We start from the raw sequence: 20009 nt of genomic DNA, 5'->3' as shown, positions 1-20009 counted from the left end.
GATCTCGGCGACCCGCTAATGAGGGAAATCCGCTACCTCGATAAGTTGATCGACGAGCTTGCCAAGGGCAAGGCGATGGAGAAGATCTTGCGGAAATGACGCGATCACGTCGGACGCTTCTAAAAAAGAGACAGCATGGGCACGACGCCCGCTTTGCCGGGGTCCCAGGAAACCTTCATGAATGACCCTAAGATCGAACTTCCGCGGATATTTCAAGCCAACCTCTCCCGATTCTACCTGAATGTCGTCGCGCCGGTGCTGGCCGACCTACTAGAGCCGGTACTAGAAGAAATCGCGATGACGAATTCGATGAATGAGAACCTCGATCTCATGGCGGCGCAAGTCCAAGCGCATACGCGCAACGAGGCCGCCAAGGCGTTCGTGCTGGTGGTATCGGGCTTGTTCGAGCGGCAGGTGCGTCATTGGGCGCTGCATCTGTTCGCGCCTCAAAACCCGCGCGAGATCCAGCACGGCGATTTCGAAAAGCTACTGGATAAGTGCCTCGACGCCAAGCAGGTCGATGGTGCTCGAGATGACATGCGAAAGGACCTGGTGGAGGCAATTTTCGTAGCAAATGTCGTCCGCCACGGCGACGGGCGCACAAGCGATGAATTGCGGAAGGTCGCGCCGCAACTGTGGATCTACGACCCGAGCGAATATGTAGACATCAACGCTGGACCATCACCTGACAGCGAACAGATTCGCATTCGGGCTGGCGATGTAAAACGGTATGTTCGAGCAGGTCTTCGCTTTTGGGGTCGCGTCGATACGCAACCGATGGCGGTCACCGAACCGCCTTTCGGGATGATAGACTGACATGCGCGAAACCGCAGTCGCATTTTGATGGGTTGGACCTGCGATCAGGAATCCGTCCTCACAATCTTCAGTGCATCTGCCGCACGGAGCCGGCTAGCGGCGAGTTGGAAAAAGGGAGCGACCGCATGGCGATTTCAGATCGCAAACGTCTGAAGATCATTGCGGAGGATATGCTTGGCGAGGCGCGGGCGGTCGGGCGCGCAAGAGTATATTCGGCGACCGGATTTTCGCAGCAGAACATTTCGATCGTTCATCAGCAGGTCCGCTGCACGAATCTCGCTTGGGCCCTCGGCCACCGGCGGAAGGTCAGCAAGGGGGATGTCGTCGCGATCGTCGGCGGTTCGTTTTCAGGCATTATGCTGGCTTGTTCGCTCGCGATCGCCCACGACGTCATCGTCTATATCCTCGAAAAGGAGAGCCGCCTGCTTCATCGGTTCCTGGACAAGAGCCAACGCTTTCTCTCGCAGAACCTCAATTCGCGCGACCTGCGCAAGGGGTTCGACCCTTCTTATACGGCGCATATCGATAAACCCGCCATCTTCGAATGGGAAGCCGGCGTTGCTAGCGATGTCGCAGGCGCATGGTTGCGGGAGTTTGACCGCTATGCGTCCAAATTGCCGATTTTCACCATCCATGACTGTGAAGTCGAACCAAACGCAATCTCGGAGATGGACGACAAGGTCATCGTCCAACTTCAAGCACCGACCGACGCTAAGCTGAGGCCCCTTGTCGTAGACCTGCTTATCGATGCGACCGGCTTCGGTCCGGAAGCGAACCCCCTCGAGCTGGCTGACTACAGCTACTGGGAAGGTGGGCATCGCCTCATCTACGATCACCTGCCGCCCGAAAGCCGCGTTCTGGTCTCCGGTTGCGGCGATAGCGGCGTGATCGAACTGATGCACTATGCCATCGCAGACTTTCAGCATGAGATGGTGACATATTTCTGGCCACCCAAGGCGGGCCTAGAGGCAATATTGGATGTGGGCCTGGAGCGGATCAACAACGTCCTCCACAGCGACGAGATTGTTGATTTCGAAGGGCGGTTGATCTCAGAGCTATGCTGGTGGCTCGGCCACTGGTCGTATCTGCAGTATTGGCAAAAAAATCATGGAAGCGAGTCGCCGCCGAGTGACTCGTCCAAATCGATTTTTGACGCAATTGAAGCGGAACTTGCCGAGCGCATCGCAATTGCTTTCCCGGGAAGGAAGTCCTCTACGATACCCGAAGACGAGCGTGAAGCGTTCGTTCTGGCCTTGTCTCTGGAAGAGCAATTGGCGGTACGTGCCGCTGTCGGCCCGGCAGTTGACGACGCGCTCAGCCTGGAGATTGCTGCGCTGATGAAACCAGTAAAGGTGGCGCGGCTGCTCAATTTACGCACGCTGCGTAAGCGCCTTCGCCCGGGTACCGAAATTGTGCTGAACGGCCTCACGCCGACGCCCTTCACGCGCAACCTATCCCCCTACAATGTTTGGCTCACCCATGTGATGATGGGGCTGCCGAATGTGCATTATCGAAGGGGGCGGATTGTCGATACCGAGCGCATATCGGGTGGTCAGACGCGCGTGATATTTGGCGACGGCACCTCAGACGTCTTCGACCGCGTTGTGACCCGTTACGGACCCGGACGGCGAGAGCCGAGTAAGCAGTTGTCGATGGGGAACCTGCGCGATCCCTATCCAGGGGACTTTCTGCTGGATTATCCAACATACTCTGTGCCCACGGACAGACCGCAGATCTGGCAGAACATTCGAGTGGGGACTCATCGCGTCAAGGCGCGGGCGCCTGTCGTCCAGCGACGACGCGGAACCGATCCCAGCAATCCCATTTTCAAGCCACTCTATATTGCCGAAATGTTGCGCGCCGATCCCAATCCATGGAACGAGGATCCGCGCTACAAAGACCCCCAGACTTGGCTGAGTCAGGCTATAAGAACGGGGCACTATCCTGCATATCGGGATCGCTTATAGATTCAGAAATATGCAAGTTATCGCTAGTCTATGGTCGCCTGTCGCATCTCCCGATAGAACATCGACTTATTCCAAATGCACGCCAATGACCGCCATTTCAGCGCCAGCGCATCGCGATGCCTTGAAACCATTGAATGGCTGCCCTGACTTCTCCGCTTTATCTGAAGGGAGGTAGTCGTGTCGGGTACGAAAATTCTTTGGGGCCAGATCCTTATCGTCTTCCTGATCGTGCTGCTGACCACTTGGGCAGCGACGCAGTGGACCGCTTACAGGCTCGGCTTCCAACCCCAGCTCGGCCCGGCCCGGTTCGAGCTCGGCGGCTGACCGATCTACTATCCGCCCGCCTTCTTCTGGTGGTGGTATTTCTACGACGCCTACTCGCCGAAGGTTTTCGTGGAGGGCGCCTATATCGCGGCGTCCGGCAGCTTCATCACGATCGCCGTCGCGATCGGTATGTCCGTCTGGCGCGCGAGAGGCGAAGAATGTGGAGACCTATGGCTCGGCGCGCTGGGCGCGGCCGGACGAGATAGGGCCGACAACTCGGTCCTCGACAACTGCCATGTCCGGGTGAGTGTCGCCACCAACGACGAGCGGACCGCTAAGCGCGTATCCGGCGCGCTCGGCACCGCCACCGAAATGAAGGCGATGAAGAACTATGCTGGCCATCGCCTCTCGCCCTGGCTCGGCCATCTGATGGTATCGCGGTCGGAGACTGCGCGGCCGCTCCTCACCCCCGGCGAGATCATGCAGCTCCCGTCTGCCGACGAGATCGTCATGGTCGCCGGTACGCCGCCGATACGGGCGAAGAAGACGCGATACTTCGAGGATCGCCGCTTTCAGGAACGCATCCTGCCGCCGCCCGCGCTCAGCACATCCGACCAAGGATCGGCGGACGACTGGAGCAAGCTCTCCTTGCCGGCGTCGCAGCAGCTTCCAGCAGCAGCAACACCGACCAGCTCCGATGACGAAGACACGACCGAATCCGAGCGCCGCCGCCAGCCAGAATTGAACCGAATCCAGTCGATCGAGAAGAAGGCGCCGATCGAGAACGAATTCGAGCTCGATCCTGTCGACGACGGGGACGACGACGTCGCCCGCAACAGCCAACTGCGGGACACCATGCGCCAGGTCGCGCGCCAAGCCGCGCTCGATCCGCGCGATGGCATCGAGCTCTAGGTCGGCTTGGGCGACGGCATTTTTAGGATGAAGCTTTCCGACGCGCTTTCTGCGCCGTTGACGAGGATGGTGATGCGGTGCTGCCCGGGATAATAGCGTCGCGTCGTGATCGGCCGCATGGCGTGGCGGCGCTCAATTGTATGGCTATGCCCCGGAGCGAGCAAGATCGCCTTGCATTTGAAGACCTTGGGTGAGAGCGAGCCGTCGCTCTTCACGTGGTGAATGGCGTAGTCGATCATCAGCGACTGCGCTCGCTCGCCGGCGTTGGTCACCCGGATTTCGAAATCCAGCCCTTCGCCGAACATCACCTCAGCATTCCGGAGCCGCAGTTCGCATTCGAGCGAAGCGGCCGCCGCGAATCCTAAATTGGCAAGCGCCTGCGCGTGGCCTTTCTTCAGAAGCGTGCGCGAGGCATGTTTCAGCAGCCAGCGGCGTTCGGCTGAAGCGCCGTCGATATGACTGGCGATGAAGGCGGCGACCAGATCCGGGTGGTCCTTGGCGACGTCGTTCAGGCTGTTGGCCACGGATCGGCGCACATAATCCTCCGGATCATCCATCAGCGCGGTCAGGATGGGCAGAATCGGCGCCGGGTCCTTCACGAGCTGCGTCAGACGCATCGCCCAGGGCAGGCGCGGCCGCGTTCCCTCGCTAGCCAGCCGGCGCACATGCTGATCGGGATCGTCGACCCAGGCTGAAATGATGGCCAGTGCGCGCTGCTGGTCGCGGTGGATAAAGGGGCGGATGCCGTATTCGGCTGTGAAATGCGGCGTCAGCGTCTTCAGGAGATCGAGACCGAGATCGAAATGATCGGGGCCGCGCGCGGCGATGAACTGATTGACCGGCAGCAGCATCCAGCCGGAGAGCCCCGGCCTGCCGGCGGCAGGCAGGCTCGCCTTCAGAATGGCTGCGGCCTCCCGGAAATCGCCGGGAAGGGTGGCAAACAGCGCGTCGCGGATCAGGGCCGAGCGCTCCATCAGCTCCCGCGCTCCGAGGCCGTCGGTCGCCAGCATCACGAAGCGGTTTTTATCGAAGGTCGGCGCGTTGCTGGCAATGCGATCGGCCATATCGCCGACCAATGCTTCATGCAGCAGGTTCTTGAGCGGTTCCGGCATGCTGGTCCTTCCTCTTTATGCGACCGCCGCATGCCGGCCGCATGAGGGCGGCATGGTCTGCGAAACATCTGGCGATTTGCTGTCGGAGAATAGAGTGATCGCACCCACTCGAGCAATCGTGTGCAGATAGTGGGGGTGTGCGTGTGACGCGAGCTTTAGCGTATCGGTGCCGTCGATTTCCTTGGAATGAGGGTTGGAGCCGAGATCCGAATACGCTCGTCGGCAGGGCTGTTGTCACCGGCGAGAAGATCAAGGGCGTTTGATGCAATTTGCTCAAACGGCACCCGCAACGTCGTGAGCGGTGTGGGGAGGTGGCTTACAATCGGAATATCGTTATAGCCTACGATCGAGATGTCCTGCGGCACGGAAAGGCCAAGTTTCGTCAGTCCCGACAAGGCGCCGATGGCGGTGTTGTCGTTGACGGCGAAAATAGCGGTTGGGCGCGGACTAAGATGCATCAGTGTCTCGACGGCTACCGCACCGGACTCGATGCCGAAAGTCGAGGGAATGATGTAGGAGGGATACGCATTCAGTCCAGCTTCTTCCAGGGCGTGCCGGAAACCCTCCACTCGGCCCCGCGAACTGGAGGCATAGGATGGACCGGCAATGACGCCAATTCTGCGATGGCCGAGATCGAGGAGGTGGCGTGCCGCGAGGTAACCACCGAGCCGGTCATCGCCGACCGACGAGAGGCTGTGGCCATCCGTCCGGAGTGCCAGGACATAAGGAATACCGCGTTTTGCCAGCTCGTCCGGAAAGTCATCGTCTTCCCGCGCTGTCGAAAGAATCAGTCCATCGACACCGCGCTTCAGCAGAGACTCGGCCGCGAGCCGGTCTGCCTTTGGCTTGTCGTCGGTCGTTGCGACAATGGCGAAGCGGCCACTACGGCTGCAAGCCTTGGCCAGTGCTTCGTAAAGCATGGCCATGACCGTATCCGTCAACCTGGGCACGATCACCCCGATTGTCATTGTGTTGCCGCGCCTAAGGCTCGCTGCGGAAACATCCCGAACGTATCCCAGCTCTTCGGCAACCTTGCGCACGCGCCGCGCGGTCTCGCTGTCGGAGCGGGGTAGCCTCTCGTCCAGTATGCGGGACACGGTAGATTTGGAGACACCGGCTGCGGCAGCGACGCCGTGAATAGTGACGCGGGTCTGCCCCGGAACTTCATCCGTCTTTGAATTCATTGAGCCTTTTCCAATCGAGTCAGCAAGACGCCGCCGCTCTCTCAGCATGCACCAAAAAAGATATTGACTCCAGAGGTTTCGAGAACGATAGTGGGAACGTTCCCGTAAACGATCCTATATCGATCGCGAGCGAACTGCGATCGCACGAAGGAGGAGACCAACATGCAACCGATGGATATGCGCGGGCTGAGCCCGGCCCCCGTTACCGCTTTCACCCGCGACGGTGAAGTTGATCACAAAGCCAACGCCAAACTCGCCAAATGGCTGGTCTCGATGGAAGGCGTCAAAAGCCTCGTCATCCTCGGCCATGCCGGCGAGGGCACTTTCCTCACGGAAGAGGAGCGCCTTGCTCTCATCCGCACCTATGTCGAAGCGGTCGACGGTGCCGTTCCGATCATTGCCGGGATTACCGGTGAGGGCACGAAGGTCGCCGCTGAAGAGGCCAGGAAATGCAAGGCTGCCGGTGCCACCGGCGCACTCGTCTATCCGAACCACGGCTGGCTGCGTTTCGGCTTTCAGAAGGGAGCGCCTCAGGATCGCTACAAGGCAATCTGGCAGGAGTCTGGCCTCCAGTGCATCCTGTTCCAGTATCCCGACGCCACCAAGGCATCATACGATCTGGATACACAGCTTGCGATTGCTACCCAGGAAGGCGTCGTCGCTACCAAGAACGGCGTGCGCAATATGAAGCGCTGGTATGTCGAAATTCCGGAGCTGAAGAAGGCCAATCCAAAGCTGCAGGTTCTGAGCTGCCATGACGAATGGCTGCTGCCAACCATGTTCGATGTCGACGGTCTGCTCGTCGGTTATGGCAATATCGCGCCGGAACTGCTGATCGACCTGATCAAAGCTGGCAAGGCGCAGGACTATCCGGAAGCGCGCAAGATCTTCGAACGTCTTCTTCCGGTGACGCGTGCCGTCTATCACCGCGGCTCTCATATGGAAGGCACCGTGGCCCTGAAACTCGGCCTCGTCCACCGCGGTATCCTTGATCACGCCACGATCCGCGAGCCGCTGAAGAGCCTTGGCGAAAAGGCCGAAGCGGAGATCTTTGCTGCCTTCGACGCCGCCGGTATCGGTCGCGTTGACCAGTTGCTGGCTGCCGAGTGACCTCTTTGACGCCCCTGCGCAGGTCGCAGGGGCGCATTGCGAAGGGAGGAGGAAACCATGGGGCCCGCCAAGGCAGATTTGAACGTCTTTGAAGGCCATTGCCCTGACAGAACGAACTGACGCGCAGTAGCAACCATCAAGCAGGAGCGCCCCTGGCCGGGAGAGTGGTAGGCCACGGGGCGAGAAGGAGGAACCAATGAATGTCATGCAGCCTATACCGGCTGAGACGGCGAATGCCGCTGATCCTCAGGCCGAAATCAGCGCTCGTCTGGAGCGTCTTCCCATCACCCGCGAGGTATTCTGGGCGCGCAACATCGTCGGCGCCGCAACGTTCTTCGACGGCTACACGGTCATCGCCATCGCTTATGCCATGCCCGTCCTGGTCCGCGAGTGGGGCCTGACCCCCTCACAGACCGGCATGATCCTGTCGATGGGTTATCTGGGACAGTTGATCGGTGCGATCCTGTTTGGCTGGCTCGCCGAGAAGGTCGGTCGGCTGAAAGTTCTTCTGTTCACCATCCTGCTGTTCGTCAGCATGGATGTCGCATGCCTGTTTGCTGCCGGGGCCGGCATGATGATGGCCTTCCGTTTCGTCCAGGGGATCGGCACCGGCGGCGAGGTCCCGGTCGCCAGCGCCTACATCAACGAGTTGATCGGATCGAAGGGGCGGGGCAAGTTCTTCCTCCTCTATGAGGTCATGTTCCTGATGGGCCTCGTCGGCGCCGGGCTGATCGGCTATTTCATGGTACCGGTTTACGGCTGGAAGGCGATGTTCGTCGTCGGCCTCGTTCCCGCAATCATCATGGTTCCTCTGCGCTGGTTCCTGAAGGAATCACCGCGTTGGCTAGCTGCCAACGGCCGCTACGGCGAAGCAAACGCTATCGTCACCCGCATGGAAGAAAGTGCTCGTGCAGCCGGCAAGGAACTGCCCGAACCGAAGCTCATCCAGGCGCCGGTCCGCCGCAAGTCGGACTGGCGCGAACTCTTCCAGGGCGTCTACTTGAAGCGGACGCTTTCCATCTGGGCCATGTGGTTCACGGCCTATACGGTTGCCAACGGTACGATCACCTGGCTGCCAACCCTGTATCGACAGGTCTTCAACCTCCCGCTTCAAACCAGCATCTTTTATGGTTTCCTGACATCGGTCGGAGGCGTAATCGCCGCCGTCATCTGCGCGCTGCTCATCGACAAGGTGGGACGCAAGCGCTGGTACACGGGAGCGCTGCTTCTCGCTCCCGTCCCGCTGCTGGCTCTCGCATGGCTCGGCGCGACCTCTCCCATCCAGGTTTTGGTCCTAGCCGGTCTCGCTTATGCGATCGTCCAGACTGTCACATTCTCCCTTTACCTGTACTCGGCAGAGATCTACCCGACGCGCCTCAGGGCATTGGGAACAGGAACCGGCAGTGCCTGGCTTCGCCTGGGATCATCGGCCGGCCCGATCCTTGTCGGCACGGTGATGTCTTCCATGGGCATCCAGTATGTCTTTGCGAGCTTCGCAGCCATTCTGATTGTCGGTGCAATCGTCACGATGTTGTTTGCGGTCGAAACCAAGGACCGCGTGTTGGAGGAGCTTTCTCCGTAACGGTTGAAAATGCGATCTGCTCAGCTTTGATCTGGCGGATGGAAATCCGCCAGTTTCATTTGGTCGCCGTTGAGGGCACTGGGTCGGCGCCGCCGGGAGGGTCAAGCGGCGCCGGATGCGGTTTTCGCTATCGCTGGCAGACTTTGACGCGATGGGGATTGCCCCAATCGTCGTGCAACCATTCGAAGTGGCAATAGTCCGGCCGGTAATAGGTACGGTAAACGGGGTAAGGGCGGTAAGCGGGATAGGCCGGATAGACCGGGTAGGCGGGACGGGCTGCCTCCGACAGCAGGGCGCCACCGACGACGCCGGCGGCAAGGCCGCCCCAGAAGGCATCGCGTGGACGGGCATCGGCGGTGGTGGCGGTGGCGAGCGAGGCGCCGGCAAAGGTCAGCGTGATCAAGCCCGTCGCCATGGTCTTATGAAGAACGGACATAGTATTTTCCTTTCATGGGCATGGCTTCCATAAAGCCATGCCGGAGACTCGGCCCGGATCGCGGCGGCGCAATGGCCGCGCAAGCGGTTTTGGCATTAAATTTTCGTCATGATTTCAGCGGATCCCGACATCGAAAGGAATTATGGCGGGCGTCCTTTCAGTCTCGTGCAAGCCGGGGCTGGTAATCTCGAATTGTCTTCAGCTTGGTGAGCCTGGCTCCTAAAATTCCGCTGTCGAAATTTATGGTTAAAACCTTGTTAAAAGCCTTGGCGTTATAGTTTTTCTAGTCGATATTTCATTCATTGCGGGAGCGATATTTTTTGAAATCAGCCGGGGAACTTCTTGAGTTGGCTTGCCGCCGGATCGCTGATCTGGATACCCCGGCCTATGTCAAGAACAGCGAGCTGCGTTATGTCGCCGTCAACGAGGCCTATGCCCGTTTTCTGGGCCGCGAGATTTCCGATTTCATCGGCAGGCGCAGCCGCGAGCTCCTCGATCGCCCCGAGGAAGAGGATCGTGAGGATAAGGAACGCCGAACGCTGGTGTTCGGCACCGAGGAAAACGCCATCTGCTTCGATGCGGCGGGCCTCAGTCATGAACGCATCCAGATCGAAAGCTTCTCGCCATCGCTGGATCGGGCCTACGTGCTCGGCATTTTTGAAGTGCGCGAACCGACGCGCCGGGCGATCGGCGATCCAGGGATCGCTAGCGATCCTGGCATGACGGGCGACGCCGGCGTCGCTGCCGATTTCGCTCGTGTGCGCGAGGCACTGGAACAGCTCGACTATCCGATTGGCATCTTTGCGGGGGATGGCCGCCCCCTGGTCGTCAATGCCGCCTATCGCAACGACGCAAAGCCTGCGGCTGTCAGCGACGCGGCCTGGCACGAGAGCGTCAATGAACTCGACCTGCTGCGCACCATTCTGGAGGACCTGCCGGTGGCAGCCTTCGTGCGCGACGAGAAGCATCGCCTCGTCTATGCCAACCAGTATTACGAGACCTTCAGCGGCCATAGCCGTTCCCGGGTGTTGGGGCTGACCGAACATGAAATGTTCGGGCTGGACGGCGGCGAGGCGATCTATCAGGAAAACCTGCTGGCGCTGGAAGGCGGCACGTCTAAGGAAATCGAAAGCCTGTTGCCGAGCAAGGACGGCCACATCTATTCCGTCCTTTCGCGCGTCAATCGCGTCGTGACAGCGGACGGACGGCCCTATGTCGTCGGCTCTTTTTCGGACATCTCGCCACTCAAGGACCGAGAGAAGGCGCTGATCGAAGCGCAGAAACACAAAGAGGTGCTGCACCGGGATATCGAGAATATCCTGCGCTCGCTGCCGGTCGGCGTGCTGATCCTCGATAACGACCACCGGATCCTCTACGTCAACGACGAGTTCTACGGCATCTGGGAGCTGCCACTCGACGATCCCTTCGACGGCCGCCCGTTCATCGACGTCATCCGCCGCAATTATGAGCTCGGTCGTTACGACGGCACTCAGACGCCCGAGGAGATCTACGATTTCCGCAAGCATCTGTTCGAGACCGAGGAGCCCGAGCCGATTGAGCTCGGCTGGGCGGGCGGCAAATCCGTCATCTTCGATAGCCGCCGTATCTCGAACGACCGGATCCTGCTGACCTATGCCGACATCACGGCCGTGCGTGAGCGGGAAAAGGAGATCCACGAGGCCCGTGCCGCGCTGGAGCGGCTCGGCGAAATGATGCGCGATGCGACCCATGCCATGCCGCAGGGCCTAGCCGTTGTTCAGGACGGCATCATCAAGATGTCCAACGAGGCGCTTTCTGACATCTTGCAGATTCCGGCCACCTATCTCGAGCCCGGCGAGGGCTGGATCGGCATGTTCGAATTTTGCGCGGCGCGTGGCGATTTCCACGATGCCGCCGGCGAAATCCTGCAGGGTTGGCGTGACAATATCGCGGCCAGGCTGCCGATTTCCACCGTCTTCCATGTCGGCGGCGAGCGCTGGGTGAACATGGATGCGACGGTCAGCAAGGGGCAGCACTGGGTGGCGCTTTTTACTGACGTCACCGAACTCAAGAGCCGCGAGGAGGAGTTGCGCCAGCTGCTGTCGCGCGCCGAGGCTGCCGACCGCGCCAAATCCGAATTCCTTGCCAATATGAGCCATGAGATCCGCACGCCGATGAACGGCGTGCTTGGGATGGCGGAGCTGCTTGCCAAGACTAATCTCGACACCCGCCAGAAGACCTTCGTCGACATCATCGTCAAGTCGGGCAACGCGCTGCTGACGATCATCAACGACATCCTCGATTTTTCGAAGATCGACGCCGGGCAGATGAAACTGCGCAAAGCTGCTTTCGATATCACCGAAGCGGTAGAGGACGTGGCGACGCTCTTGTCCTCGCACGCTGCCGAGAAGAACATCGAGCTCCTGGTGCGGGCTGCACCCGATCTGCCCGCCGCCGTAATCGGCGACGCCGGGCGTTTCCGCCAGATCGTTACCAATCTTGTCGGCAACGCCGTCAAGTTCACCGAGCGGGGCCATGTCTTCGTCGATGTCGGCTTCCAGCCGGCCGCCGGCGGCGATATCATGGCGAGCATCCGCATCGAGGATACCGGGATCGGCATCCCGCCGGAGAAGCTTGAATCGGTCTTCGACAAATTCTCGCAGGTGGACGCCTCATCGACCCGGCGACATGAAGGAACCGGCCTCGGTCTTGCGATCACCGCCGGGCTCGTCGACCTTTTCGGCGGTTATCTCAACGTCGAAAGTGAATGGGGCAAGGGCTCTGTCTTCACCATCAACCTGCCGTTTGCGGTGGCGGCCGCCCGCCTTGAGCCGAAGCCGTTGCCGATCAACGTGCAGGGTGCGCGTATCCTCGTCGTCGATGACAATGAAGTAAACCGGCGAATCCTCACCGAGCAGCTTTCGCTCTGGGGCTTTGACGGCGTGGCCGCCGAAGGCGGCGGCACCGGGCTTGCGATCCTGGAGGCGGCGGCCGATCTCGGCGTTACCGTCGACGCTGTCGTGCTCGACTATCACATGCCTGATATGAACGGCGCCGATGTCGCGCGCCAGCTGCGCGCCGATCCCCGCTTCGTCGAATTGCCGATCATCTTCCTGACGTCGATGGATATTTCGGGCACAGAAAAGGAATTCGCAGCACTGAATGGCCACGCGCATCTGATGAAGCCGGCGCGCGCCAACGTGCTGCGCAACACCGTCGTCGAGGTGGTGCGCGCCAGCCGCGTCAAGCAGGTCTCCGAGGCCGAGATCGCCCGGCTGCAGACGGAAGCGATCGTGCCGGCGCCAGCGCCCGTGCCGCAGAAACGCGCCGCTGAATTCGTCGACGTGCTCGTTGCCGAGGACAACGAGGTCAACCAGATCGTCTTCACGCAGATCCTGCAGGGAACAGGCCTCTCCTTCCTCGTCGTCGAGAATGGCGAGGAGGCGGTCGCCGCCTGGGAGCGGTATACGCCGCGCATCATCATGATGGACGTCTCGATGCCCGTCATGAACGGCCATCAGGCGACCCAGACGATCCGCGAAAGGGAAAAGGGGCACGGCCACCGGGTGCCGATCATCGGCGTCACCGCCCATGCGCTCGAAAGTGACCGCGAGCTCTGCCTCGATGCCGGCATGGACGACTACATGTCGAAGCCGATTAGCCCCGAACTGCTCGAGGAAAAAATCCGCCAGTGGCTGGGAACGAGCGAGCAGCAGCCGGAGCGCACAAGCTACTGATCTGAACCTTCGGGAAACAGGATGCTCTCGAAATCCTGAGCGCCGTTGAGGATATGCAGGATCTCGATACGATCCTCGCCGACACGATAAAAGATCAAATAGCTGCCGTAAGGACGGCGGCGAACGGCGGTATGTTCGTAGCGTGGAACCAATGAAAAACCGTTTGGCATTTGCGCCAGACGCTCACACCGTGCCAGCAGTTCGTGAATGAAGCTTGCCGCCCGCTGCGGATCGACCTCAACGATATAGTCGCCAATACGTTCGAGATCCGCCTCCGCCTGCGCGGTAATGAGGACGATCACGAACGATCGTCATATTTGCCTGAAAGGCGCGCGGCGACATCGCTGATGGGCTTGAAGCGGCCTGATTCCGCGTCGGCGATCCCCTGGCCGATCGCCAGATCGAGCGCCATCAGCCGTTTTTCCCGCTCCTCGACAAGCCGAACACCTTCCCGCAGAACTTCGCTGCGAGAGTTGTAACGACCCGATTTCACGAGTTCGTTCACATAGTTTTCGAGTTGCTGTCCAAGATTCGCGCTGCTGGCCATATTGGTTCCTCTCGGGCGATTATCGCACGAGGTGATAACTGTTAGCAATGCAGCCGCTTGAATCGATCGTACTTGCCGAGATTACTTGACGCCGCAGAGCATTTCGCGCTTGCCAGCAAAGCCCTTGCGGCGCTCGACGGCGAAGCCCGCGGCGATGAGATTGCGGCGCACGAAGCCGGCCGCTGCATAGGTGGCGAAAGTGCCGCCGGCTGCGCTTTTCTCACAGACGAGCCGCATCAGTTCCTGCGACCACATATCGCTATTGCGCGACGGGGCGAAGCCGTCGAGATACCAGGCGTCGAAGTCGTCTTCGGCTGCCGCGACGCCGTCCAAGGCATAGCCGCATACGACGCTGAGCGTCGTCTGGGCATCGAGATCGAGGCGCACGATACCGGCCGGTATTTCCGGCCAGGCCGCCGTCAGCACCTGACGTTCGGCGTCGATCTCCGGCCAGTGCGATAGCGCCCGGCCGATTTCTTCACCGCGCATCGGGTGCAGTTCGAAGGAGGTAAAATGTAGCTGCTGGCCGTCTGCACGGTGGAGCTTCCATTGCCGCCAGGTCTCAGCGAAGTTCAGACCGGTGCCGAAGCCGAGTTCTCCGATCCGGAATCTCTGCCGCCCGTTCCAGCGCTCTGGCAGGCCATTGCCGGCGAGAAAAACATGGCCGCATTCCAACCGCCCATCGGTCTGGCAATAAAAATGATCGCCAAAGGCGGTGGAATAGGGCATATCGCCGTCGCGCCATTCGAGCGGCTGCGGCGCGCCCGCGCCAATCTGATCGGGGTTCACGTCTGTCATGGAAAAAGCCGATAATCCTCAGCCGGTCTCAGGTCAATCGTCCTCAGAATTGCTGATCGTCGGCGGCGGTATCATGGGACTCTGGGCGGCCGTCCATGCCGAGCGCCGGGGCATCCGTGCCGTTATTGCCGACGCCGGCAGGTTGGGCGAAGGTGCAAGCGGCGGCGTGCTCGGCGCGCTGATGCCACACATGCCGGACCAGTGGTCGGAGAAGAAGCAGTTCCAGTTCGATGCGCTGGTCTCGCTCGAAGCCGAGATCGCCGCGCTCGAATTCGAGACCGGGCTTTCCGCCGGTTATAGCAGGTCCGGACGGCTGATCCCGCTGCCGAAGCCGCATCTCAACACAATAGCGCGCGGCCGTTTCGAGGACGCTGAACAGCATTGGTGGGTGGGCGACCGCCGCTTCCACTGGCATGTCCTCGACAGGCCGCCGATCGACGGCTGGATCGAAGCGTCTGCCGGTGAGAGCGGCTTCGTGCACGACACGCTCGCCGCCCGCGTTGCGCCGCGTTTGCTGATCGCAGCGCTTATCGCCTTCCTGCGGCGGGCAAAGCATGTTCGTATCCTGGAGCATGCGACGGTTGCCGGCCTCGATCCCGATCGCGGTACGGCCGAAATCGAGGGCGAAACCATTGTTTTCAGTCACTGCATCCTGGCTGCCGGCCATCAGTCCTTTCCGCTGTTGCAGGGACTGACGCCGGGGCTGAAACAGCCGCTCGGCCAGCCGGTCAAGGGGCAGGCGGCACTGTTGAACGCCGATATCGACCCGGCGCTGCCGACGATCTTCCTGGACGGGCTCTATGTCGTCGCGCATGAAGGCGGGCATGTGGCAATCGGCAGCACCAGTGAGAACCGTTTTGACCATCCTACATCCACCGACGTCCAGCTCGACGCGCTGATCGAGGCGGCGCGCGGTATCGTGCCGATGCTTCGCGACGCTCCCGTTGTCGAGCGCTGGGCCGGGCTTCGCCCGAAGGCGATCGACCGTGATCCAATGATCGGCCGCCATCCCGACCACCGGCGCCTGATCGCGCTGACCGGCGGCTTCAAGGTCAGCTTCGGCCTGGCCCACCGGCTGGCAGAGGCGGCGATATGTATCGCAGGCGATACAGACTGCGGATTTTTGCTGCCGGAAAGCTTCGCAATTTCAAGCCATATTGCGGCGGCTTCACGTTAAACGTGAATTAGGCGCCGCTACGTTTCGTTATTCTGTCATGCAAATCACCTATCTGCTTGCGCATCGACAGCGCCGGATCAAAACGGCGCTCACTTCCTTGATGGAGGAAATTGCATGCGCTATGCCATTTGCTTCACGCCTCCGGCGGGCGACTCGTTGTCGCTCGTGGCCGCCAATTGGCTTGGCCGAAACGTGTTTTCGGGCGATATGATGGAGCCTCCGGCCGTTCGTGGTCTCGGCATTCACGAGATCGCCTTCCATACCGCCGTGCCTCGCCGCTACGGCTTTCACGGTATTTTGAAGGCGCCCTTTCATCTGTCCCACGACATGGCCGAATCGCAACTCCTGCGCGATCTGATGCGTTTTTCCGGGACCTTCGTTCCCTTCCAAATTCCGCGTATCGAAGTCGCCCGGCTCGGCAATTTCTACAGCCTGCTCCCGAGCGCTCCCTGCGAGCAGATCCAGTATCTCGCCTCGGCGATCGTGCAGGAATTCGATCGTTTTCGCGCACCGCTCAGCGAGGCCGAGATCGAACGCAGCGATCCGGACGGGCTGTCGGCGACACAATTTTCCAATCTGCATCGCTGGGGCAATCCCTATGTGATGGAGGAGTTCCGCTTCCATATGCCGGTGACAGGCCCCGTCAACGCGATCGACATGCCGCGCATCGAGCCAGCGTTGCGGACGATCTTCGAGCCTGTCCTCTGCGAACCTGTTACGGTTTCGAACGTGGCGCTGATGATCGAAGAGGGCACTGGCGGTCCTTTCCGCGTTCATTCGCTGCATCCGATGGGCAAGGTCAGCGCGCGCAAAATCGCTTGAATCTGCTGGTGAGCTAAACGCTTGTATCGTAAAGGCAAAATCCGGCTGAGCAGTTTCCGTCTCGACATTCCGGCTGCGGATGCTACCGTTCCCCGTCTTTTCAGAAGGTGATTTGATGGTATCCGAGACTTATCCGCGCAATCTCGTTGGTTACGGGCGTCTGACGCCCGATCCGAAATGGCCGGACGAGGCACGCGTCGCCGTGCAGTTCGTTATCAATTACGAGGAAGGCGGCGAAAGCTCGATCCTCGACGGCGACCCGGCTTCCGAAAACCTACTGTCGGAGATCGTCGGTGCGGCCGCCTGGCCAGGGCAGCGCAACCTCAACATGGAATCGATCTACGAGTATGGTTCGCGTGCCGGCTTCTGGCGGCTCTGGCGAATGTTCACCGATCTAAAGGTGCAGGCCACCGTCTACGGCGTGACGCTGGCGATGGCCCGCAACCCCGAGGCCGTCGCTGCGATGAAGGAGGCCGGCTGGGAGATCGCCAGCCACGGCTACCGCTGGCTGGAATACAAGGATTTTCCAGAAGAATTGGAGCGCAAGCATATCCTCGAAGCCGTGCGCCTGCACACCGAGCTTACCGGCGAGCGGCCCTACGGCATGTATCAGGGCAAGCCTTCCGACAATACGCTTCGGCTGGTGCAGGAGGAGGGTGGCTTTCTCTATTCCTCCGATTCCTATGCCGATGACCTGCCTTACTGGGTGAAAGGCGTCGACGGGAAACCCTTCCTGATCATCCCCTATACGCTCGAAACCAACGATATGCGTTTTGCGACGCCGCAGGGCTTCAATGCCGGCGATCAGTTCTTCACCTATTTGAAGGATGCCTTCGATACGCTTTATGAGGAAGGCAAGGCGGGCAGCCCGAAGATGATGTCGGTCGGTTTGCATTGCCGGCTCGTTGGACGTCCCGGCCGGGCGGCGGCGCTGAAGCGCTTCATCGAATATGTCCTGAAGCACGACAAGGTCTGGATTCCGCGCCGTATCGAGATCGCCGAGCACTGGCACAAGCACCATCAGCCGGAAGCGCTCTGATGATGTCGCGAGAGGATTTTGTCTCCCGCTTCGGCGGCGTCTTTGAACATTCGCCTTTCATCGCCGAGCGCGCCTATGACGCCGGCCACGTGACGGAGCCGCTGACGGCGGCCGGTGTGCATGCGTCGCTAACCGCTGTCTTTCGGGTGGCAAGCCCGCAGGAGCGTCTCGGCGTGCTCAGCGCCCATCCTGACCTTGCCGGGCGCCTCGCGATAGCAGGCGAACTCACTGAAGACAGCCGGAAGGAGCAGTCCGGCGCCGGTCTCGACCGCCTGAGCGCGGCCGAACATGCCCGCTTCACCGAACTCAATTCGGCCTATGTCGAAAAATTCGGCTTTCCCTTCATCATTGCCGTCAAGGGGCTCGGTAAGGACGACATCTTGGCGGCTTTCGAAACACGGATCAGCAATGGCAAGGACGAAGAATTTGCGGCCGCGACGGCGCAAGTCGAGCGGATCGCGCTGCTGCGTCTGACGTCGATGCTGCCGGAGGCTGAATGAACGAGCGGCGCGCGATCGACTATCTCAATGAGATGTATGAGGCTGCATCCGAAGCGCTGTCTTTCGTCGGCGGAATGGATGGGGCGGCGTTTGCCGGGGACAAGCTCACTTTCAAGGCGGTCACCTTTTGCCACTTCACCATCGGTGCCGCGGCGTCCCGTCTGCTCGTGACTCATCCAGAATTTGCGAGCGAGCATCCCGATCTGCCGTGGACGAAAATCTGCGGCACGGGCAACCGTATCCTCGACGGCATCTTCGATCTTGATCCTTCCGACATCTGGGAGGCGACCTATCGCACGCTGCCGGAACTTCTTTCTGCGATCGATGCCATCCGTCACTGGCATGCCGAAGGTGAGTAAGCGATTGCCTCCACATCTCGACATCCGTCCGCTTACGAGATCCGCCTTTGCTCCCTTCGGGGAGGTGATCGAAGCCGATCCCGCCTCGATGCGGTTCATCAATGGCGGTACGACGGAGCGGTTTCATGCGCTGGCCGCCACTGAGGCGACGGGCGAAGGCGCACGCGTCATCATCAACCTCTTTCGCGGCCAGCCACGAAGCTTTCCTTATGACGTCGCGATGATGGAGCGCCATCCGCTCGGCACCCAGAGTTTCTCGCCGGTCTCGGGCCGTCCTTTTCTCGTCGTCGTCTCCGAGGATGAGAACGGTCGCCCGGGCAGGCCGCAAGTGTTTCTGGCGCGCGGCGATCAGGGCGTGAACTATCGCCGCAACGTCTGGCATCATCCGTTGATGGCGCTCGGCCAAGCCTCAGATTTCCTGGTCGTCGACCGTGATGGGCCGGGCAATAATCTGGAAGAATACTTCTTCGAAACCCCTTATATCATCAGAGAGCCAGCCCCATGACCGGACTGACCACGCATGTTCTCGATACCGCTCTCGGCAAGCCGGCCGAAGGTTTGAGGATCGATCTTTTCCAGCTCGACGGCGAGATTCGCAGGCATCTGAAGACGGTGGAGACCAATGCCGACGGCCGGGTCGACGGCGGCCCCATCCTCATTGGCGAAAATTTTCGGGCCGGCACCTATGAACTGGTCTTCCATGCCGGCGATTATCTGAGGGCCAGCGGCACGCCGCTGCCGCATCCCGCTTTCCTCGATCTCGTGCCGATCCGCTTCGGCATTGCCGACGTCACGGCGCATTACCATGTGCCGTTACTGATTTCGCCCTATGGCTATTCTACCTACCGAGGGAGCTAGAGATGCGTTTTGCAGCGATCGCCGACATTCACGGCAACCATCTGGCGCTCGAGGCGGTGCTTGCTGATATTCGCGCACAGGGGATCGAGGAGATCGTCAATCTCGGCGATTTCTTCAGTGGGCCACTGGAGGCCGGCCGGACAGCAGATCTTCTGATGTCGCTCGGCCTGACCTCGGTTCGCGGCAATCACGACCGCTACCTGATCGAACAGGACCCGGCGGCGATGCATATTTCGGATGCGGCCGCCTACAGTCAATTGTCGCCGTCTCATCTTAGTTGGATCCGAAGCCTGCCGTTCGATACCGTCTATCGCGGCGAGGTCTATCTCTGCCACGCAACGCCGAAGGACGACAATCTCTACTGGCTGGAATCGGTGTCGCCGGAGGGCGTCGTCTTCCTGAAGTCGATCGGAGCGATCGAGGCGCTGGCCGAAGGCACTGACCTGCCGCTGATCCTCTGTGGCCACAGCCACATTCCCCGCGCTGTGCGCCTCTCCGATGGCCGCCTGATCGTCAATCCGGGCAGCGTCGGCTGCCCGGCCTATGACGACGAACTGCCTTATTACCACAAGGTGGAGGCTGGCCATCCGCTGGCGAGCTACGCCATTCTGGAAAAGACGGCAGCCGGATGGACATGGCAGTTCCGAACCGTCGCCTATGACCAGGTAGCGATGTCGGCACTGGCCGCCGAAAGGGGCCGTGCCGACTGGGCAGGCGCGCTGGCAACGGGTTGGGTGAGATAGAGCACGATGCCGAAAGTGTGTGCGGTTTTCGGGCGACATCGTGCTCTAACTATTTAATTTAGAACAG

Annotated in this window: 20 protein-coding genes and 2 pseudogenes; 16 read left to right on the top strand and 6 right to left on the bottom strand. The window is 60.4% G+C overall.

The window, feature by feature from the left end; genetic code table 11:
• Positions 1 to 15: 15 nt before the first annotated feature.
• From AC25BC_RS16025 to AC25BC_RS16005, 5 genes and pseudogenes are all read left to right on the top strand, one after another.
• A pseudogene (locus AC25BC_RS16025) lies at positions 16 to 99 on the top strand (DUF2200 family protein); the annotation flags it as partial.
• A gap of 36 nt (positions 100 to 135) precedes the next feature.
• A complete protein-coding gene (locus AC25BC_RS16020) occupies positions 136 to 816 on the top strand; it encodes a hypothetical protein (protein ID WP_206642357.1) in 681 nt (226 codons plus the stop codon).
• Positions 817 to 941: 125 nt separating this feature from the next.
• Complete coding sequence (locus AC25BC_RS16015) at positions 942 to 2783, top strand: FAD/NAD(P)-binding oxidoreductase (RefSeq protein ID WP_128438241.1); 1842 nt, start codon at positions 942 to 944, stop codon at positions 2781 to 2783.
• A gap of 177 nt (positions 2784 to 2960) precedes the next feature.
• Positions 2961 to 3107, top strand: coding sequence for a hypothetical protein (locus tag AC25BC_RS16010; protein WP_409565984.1), 147 nt, complete (start codon positions 2961 to 2963; stop codon positions 3105 to 3107).
• A 210-nt stretch (positions 3108 to 3317) separates the two neighbouring features.
• A pseudogene (locus AC25BC_RS16005) lies at positions 3318 to 3959 on the top strand (type IV secretory system conjugative DNA transfer family protein); the annotation flags it as partial.
• On the opposite strand, the gene AC25BC_RS16000 reads toward AC25BC_RS16005, so the two are convergent.
• Together AC25BC_RS16000 and AC25BC_RS15995 are read right to left on the bottom strand one after the other, a co-directional pair.
• Positions 3956 to 5071 carry a DNA alkylation repair protein gene (locus AC25BC_RS16000; RefSeq protein ID WP_128438240.1) on the bottom strand — a complete coding sequence of 372 codons (1116 nt, stop codon included), beginning with the start codon at positions 5069 to 5071 and terminating at the stop codon, positions 3956 to 3958. The pseudogene AC25BC_RS16005 and the gene AC25BC_RS16000 sit on opposite strands and share 4 nt — an antisense overlap.
• Before the next feature lie 155 nt (positions 5072 to 5226).
• Positions 5227 to 6255 carry a LacI family DNA-binding transcriptional regulator gene (locus AC25BC_RS15995; RefSeq protein ID WP_128438239.1) on the bottom strand — a complete coding sequence of 343 codons (1029 nt, stop codon included), beginning with the start codon at positions 6253 to 6255 and terminating at the stop codon, positions 5227 to 5229.
• Positions 6256 to 6417: 162 nt separating this feature from the next.
• Here AC25BC_RS15995 and AC25BC_RS15990 point away from each other — a divergent pair, with 162 nt between their 5' ends.
• Together AC25BC_RS15990 and AC25BC_RS15985 are read left to right on the top strand one after the other, a co-directional pair.
• Complete coding sequence (locus AC25BC_RS15990; protein ID WP_027683480.1) at positions 6418 to 7365, top strand: dihydrodipicolinate synthase family protein; 948 nt, start codon at positions 6418 to 6420, stop codon at positions 7363 to 7365.
• Between the two features lie 196 nt (positions 7366 to 7561).
• The gene (locus AC25BC_RS15985) at positions 7562 to 8947 is read left to right on the top strand and encodes an MFS transporter (RefSeq protein WP_128438238.1); all 1386 of its coding nucleotides are present in this window, start codon (positions 7562 to 7564) and stop codon (positions 8945 to 8947) included.
• A 127-nt stretch (positions 8948 to 9074) separates the two neighbouring features.
• On the opposite strand, the gene AC25BC_RS15980 is transcribed toward AC25BC_RS15985, so the two are convergent.
• Positions 9075 to 9383: a hypothetical protein gene (locus AC25BC_RS15980; RefSeq protein ID WP_113548388.1), complete on the bottom strand. Its 309-nt coding sequence runs from the start codon at positions 9381 to 9383 to the stop codon at positions 9075 to 9077.
• Between the two features lie 320 nt (positions 9384 to 9703).
• Here AC25BC_RS15980 and AC25BC_RS15975 point away from each other — a divergent pair, with 320 nt between their 5' ends.
• The gene (locus tag AC25BC_RS15975; RefSeq protein WP_128438237.1) at positions 9704 to 13099 is read left to right on the top strand and encodes a response regulator; all 3396 of its coding nucleotides are present in this window, start codon (positions 9704 to 9706) and stop codon (positions 13097 to 13099) included.
• Here AC25BC_RS15975 and AC25BC_RS15970 read toward each other — a convergent pair.
• From AC25BC_RS15970 to mnmC2, 3 genes are all read right to left on the bottom strand, one after another.
• Complete coding sequence (locus tag AC25BC_RS15970; protein ID WP_128438236.1) at positions 13093 to 13401, bottom strand: type II toxin-antitoxin system RelE/ParE family toxin; 309 nt, start codon at positions 13399 to 13401, stop codon at positions 13093 to 13095. The genes AC25BC_RS15975 and AC25BC_RS15970 overlap by 7 nt on opposite strands.
• Positions 13398 to 13646, bottom strand: coding sequence for a type II toxin-antitoxin system ParD family antitoxin (locus AC25BC_RS15965; protein WP_012758560.1), 249 nt, complete (start codon positions 13644 to 13646; stop codon positions 13398 to 13400). Before AC25BC_RS15965 ends, AC25BC_RS15970 begins: the two co-directional genes overlap by 4 nt.
• Before the next feature lie 81 nt (positions 13647 to 13727).
• Positions 13728 to 14444, bottom strand: a complete 717-nt coding sequence (mnmC2, locus tag AC25BC_RS15960; RefSeq protein WP_113548390.1) for a tRNA (5-methylaminomethyl-2-thiouridine)(34)-methyltransferase MnmC2 — start codon at positions 14442 to 14444, stop codon at positions 13728 to 13730.
• Here mnmC2 and AC25BC_RS15955 point away from each other — a divergent pair.
• The 8 genes from AC25BC_RS15955 to AC25BC_RS15920 all read left to right on the top strand — a co-directional run bounded on the left by AC25BC_RS15955 (position 14443) and on the right by AC25BC_RS15920 (position 19942).
• Positions 14443 to 15621 carry an NAD(P)/FAD-dependent oxidoreductase gene (locus tag AC25BC_RS15955; RefSeq protein ID WP_113548391.1) on the top strand — a complete coding sequence of 393 codons (1179 nt, stop codon included), beginning with the start codon at positions 14443 to 14445 and terminating at the stop codon, positions 15619 to 15621. The genes mnmC2 and AC25BC_RS15955 overlap by 2 nt on opposite strands.
• Before the next feature lie 114 nt (positions 15622 to 15735).
• Positions 15736 to 16443, top strand: a complete 708-nt coding sequence (locus AC25BC_RS15950) for a DUF1045 domain-containing protein (RefSeq protein ID WP_113548392.1) — start codon at positions 15736 to 15738, stop codon at positions 16441 to 16443.
• Between the two features lie 115 nt (positions 16444 to 16558).
• On the top strand, positions 16559 to 17482 hold the full coding sequence (gene puuE / locus AC25BC_RS15945; protein WP_012758556.1) for an allantoinase PuuE: 924 nt from the start codon (positions 16559 to 16561) through the stop codon (positions 17480 to 17482).
• On the top strand, positions 17482 to 17982 hold the full coding sequence (gene uraD / locus AC25BC_RS15940) for a 2-oxo-4-hydroxy-4-carboxy-5-ureidoimidazoline decarboxylase (RefSeq protein WP_113548393.1): 501 nt from the start codon (positions 17482 to 17484) through the stop codon (positions 17980 to 17982). The genes puuE and uraD overlap by 1 nt, the downstream gene beginning before the upstream one ends.
• Positions 17979 to 18341 carry a HepT-like ribonuclease domain-containing protein gene (locus AC25BC_RS15935; protein WP_113548394.1) on the top strand — a complete coding sequence of 121 codons (363 nt, stop codon included), beginning with the start codon at positions 17979 to 17981 and terminating at the stop codon, positions 18339 to 18341. Before uraD ends, AC25BC_RS15935 begins: the two co-directional genes overlap by 4 nt.
• Positions 18325 to 18846, top strand: a complete 522-nt coding sequence (locus tag AC25BC_RS15930; RefSeq protein WP_206641086.1) for an ureidoglycolate lyase — start codon at positions 18325 to 18327, stop codon at positions 18844 to 18846. Before AC25BC_RS15935 ends, AC25BC_RS15930 begins: the two co-directional genes overlap by 17 nt.
• Positions 18843 to 19199 carry a hydroxyisourate hydrolase gene (gene uraH / locus AC25BC_RS15925; protein WP_003541961.1) on the top strand — a complete coding sequence of 119 codons (357 nt, stop codon included), beginning with the start codon at positions 18843 to 18845 and terminating at the stop codon, positions 19197 to 19199. Before AC25BC_RS15930 ends, uraH begins: the two co-directional genes overlap by 4 nt.
• Positions 19200 to 19201: 2 nt before the next feature.
• Entirely contained in the window at positions 19202 to 19942 is a 741-nt protein-coding gene (locus AC25BC_RS15920) for a metallophosphoesterase family protein (protein ID WP_128438235.1), read from the top strand.
• Positions 19943 to 20009: the final 67 nt, after the last annotated feature.

This window comes from Rhizobium sp. WSM409 (assembly GCF_057653825.1).
Note: the sequence above shows the minus strand (reverse complement) of the source record. Positions and strands in the feature narration are given on the sequence as shown.

Bases quoted from the DNA above. Each gene is read 5' to 3' on its own strand.
- AC25BC_RS15930 (WP_206641086.1), top strand. From the start codon at position 18,325: ATGCCGAAGGTGAGTAAGCGATTGCCTCCACATCTCGACATCCGTCCG.
- AC25BC_RS15995 (WP_128438239.1), bottom strand. From the start codon at position 6,255: ATGAATTCAAAGACGGATGAAGTTCCGGGGCAGACCCGCGTCACTATT.
- AC25BC_RS15965 (WP_012758560.1), bottom strand. From the start codon at position 13,646: ATGGCCAGCAGCGCGAATCTTGGACAGCAACTCGAAAACTATGTGAAC.
- AC25BC_RS15980 (WP_113548388.1), bottom strand. From the start codon at position 9,383: ATGTCCGTTCTTCATAAGACCATGGCGACGGGCTTGATCACGCTGACC.
- AC25BC_RS15920 (WP_128438235.1), top strand. From the start codon at position 19,202: ATGCGTTTTGCAGCGATCGCCGACATTCACGGCAACCATCTGGCGCTC.
- AC25BC_RS15955 (WP_113548391.1), top strand. From the start codon at position 14,443: ATGGAAAAAGCCGATAATCCTCAGCCGGTCTCAGGTCAATCGTCCTCA.
- AC25BC_RS15985 (WP_128438238.1), top strand. From the start codon at position 7,562: ATGAATGTCATGCAGCCTATACCGGCTGAGACGGCGAATGCCGCTGAT.
- AC25BC_RS16015 (WP_128438241.1), top strand. From the start codon at position 942: ATGGCGATTTCAGATCGCAAACGTCTGAAGATCATTGCGGAGGATATG.
- AC25BC_RS16000 (WP_128438240.1), bottom strand. From the start codon at position 5,071: ATGCCGGAACCGCTCAAGAACCTGCTGCATGAAGCATTGGTCGGCGAT.
- uraD (WP_113548393.1), top strand. From the start codon at position 17,482: ATGATGTCGCGAGAGGATTTTGTCTCCCGCTTCGGCGGCGTCTTTGAA.
- mnmC2 (WP_113548390.1), bottom strand. From the start codon at position 14,444: ATGACAGACGTGAACCCCGATCAGATTGGCGCGGGCGCGCCGCAGCCG.
- puuE (WP_012758556.1), top strand. From the start codon at position 16,559: ATGGTATCCGAGACTTATCCGCGCAATCTCGTTGGTTACGGGCGTCTG.
- AC25BC_RS15950 (WP_113548392.1), top strand. From the start codon at position 15,736: ATGCGCTATGCCATTTGCTTCACGCCTCCGGCGGGCGACTCGTTGTCG.
- AC25BC_RS15935 (WP_113548394.1), top strand. From the start codon at position 17,979: ATGAACGAGCGGCGCGCGATCGACTATCTCAATGAGATGTATGAGGCT.
- uraH (WP_003541961.1), top strand. From the start codon at position 18,843: ATGACCGGACTGACCACGCATGTTCTCGATACCGCTCTCGGCAAGCCG.
- AC25BC_RS15990 (WP_027683480.1), top strand. From the start codon at position 6,418: ATGCAACCGATGGATATGCGCGGGCTGAGCCCGGCCCCCGTTACCGCT.
- AC25BC_RS16020 (WP_206642357.1), top strand. From the start codon at position 136: ATGGGCACGACGCCCGCTTTGCCGGGGTCCCAGGAAACCTTCATGAAT.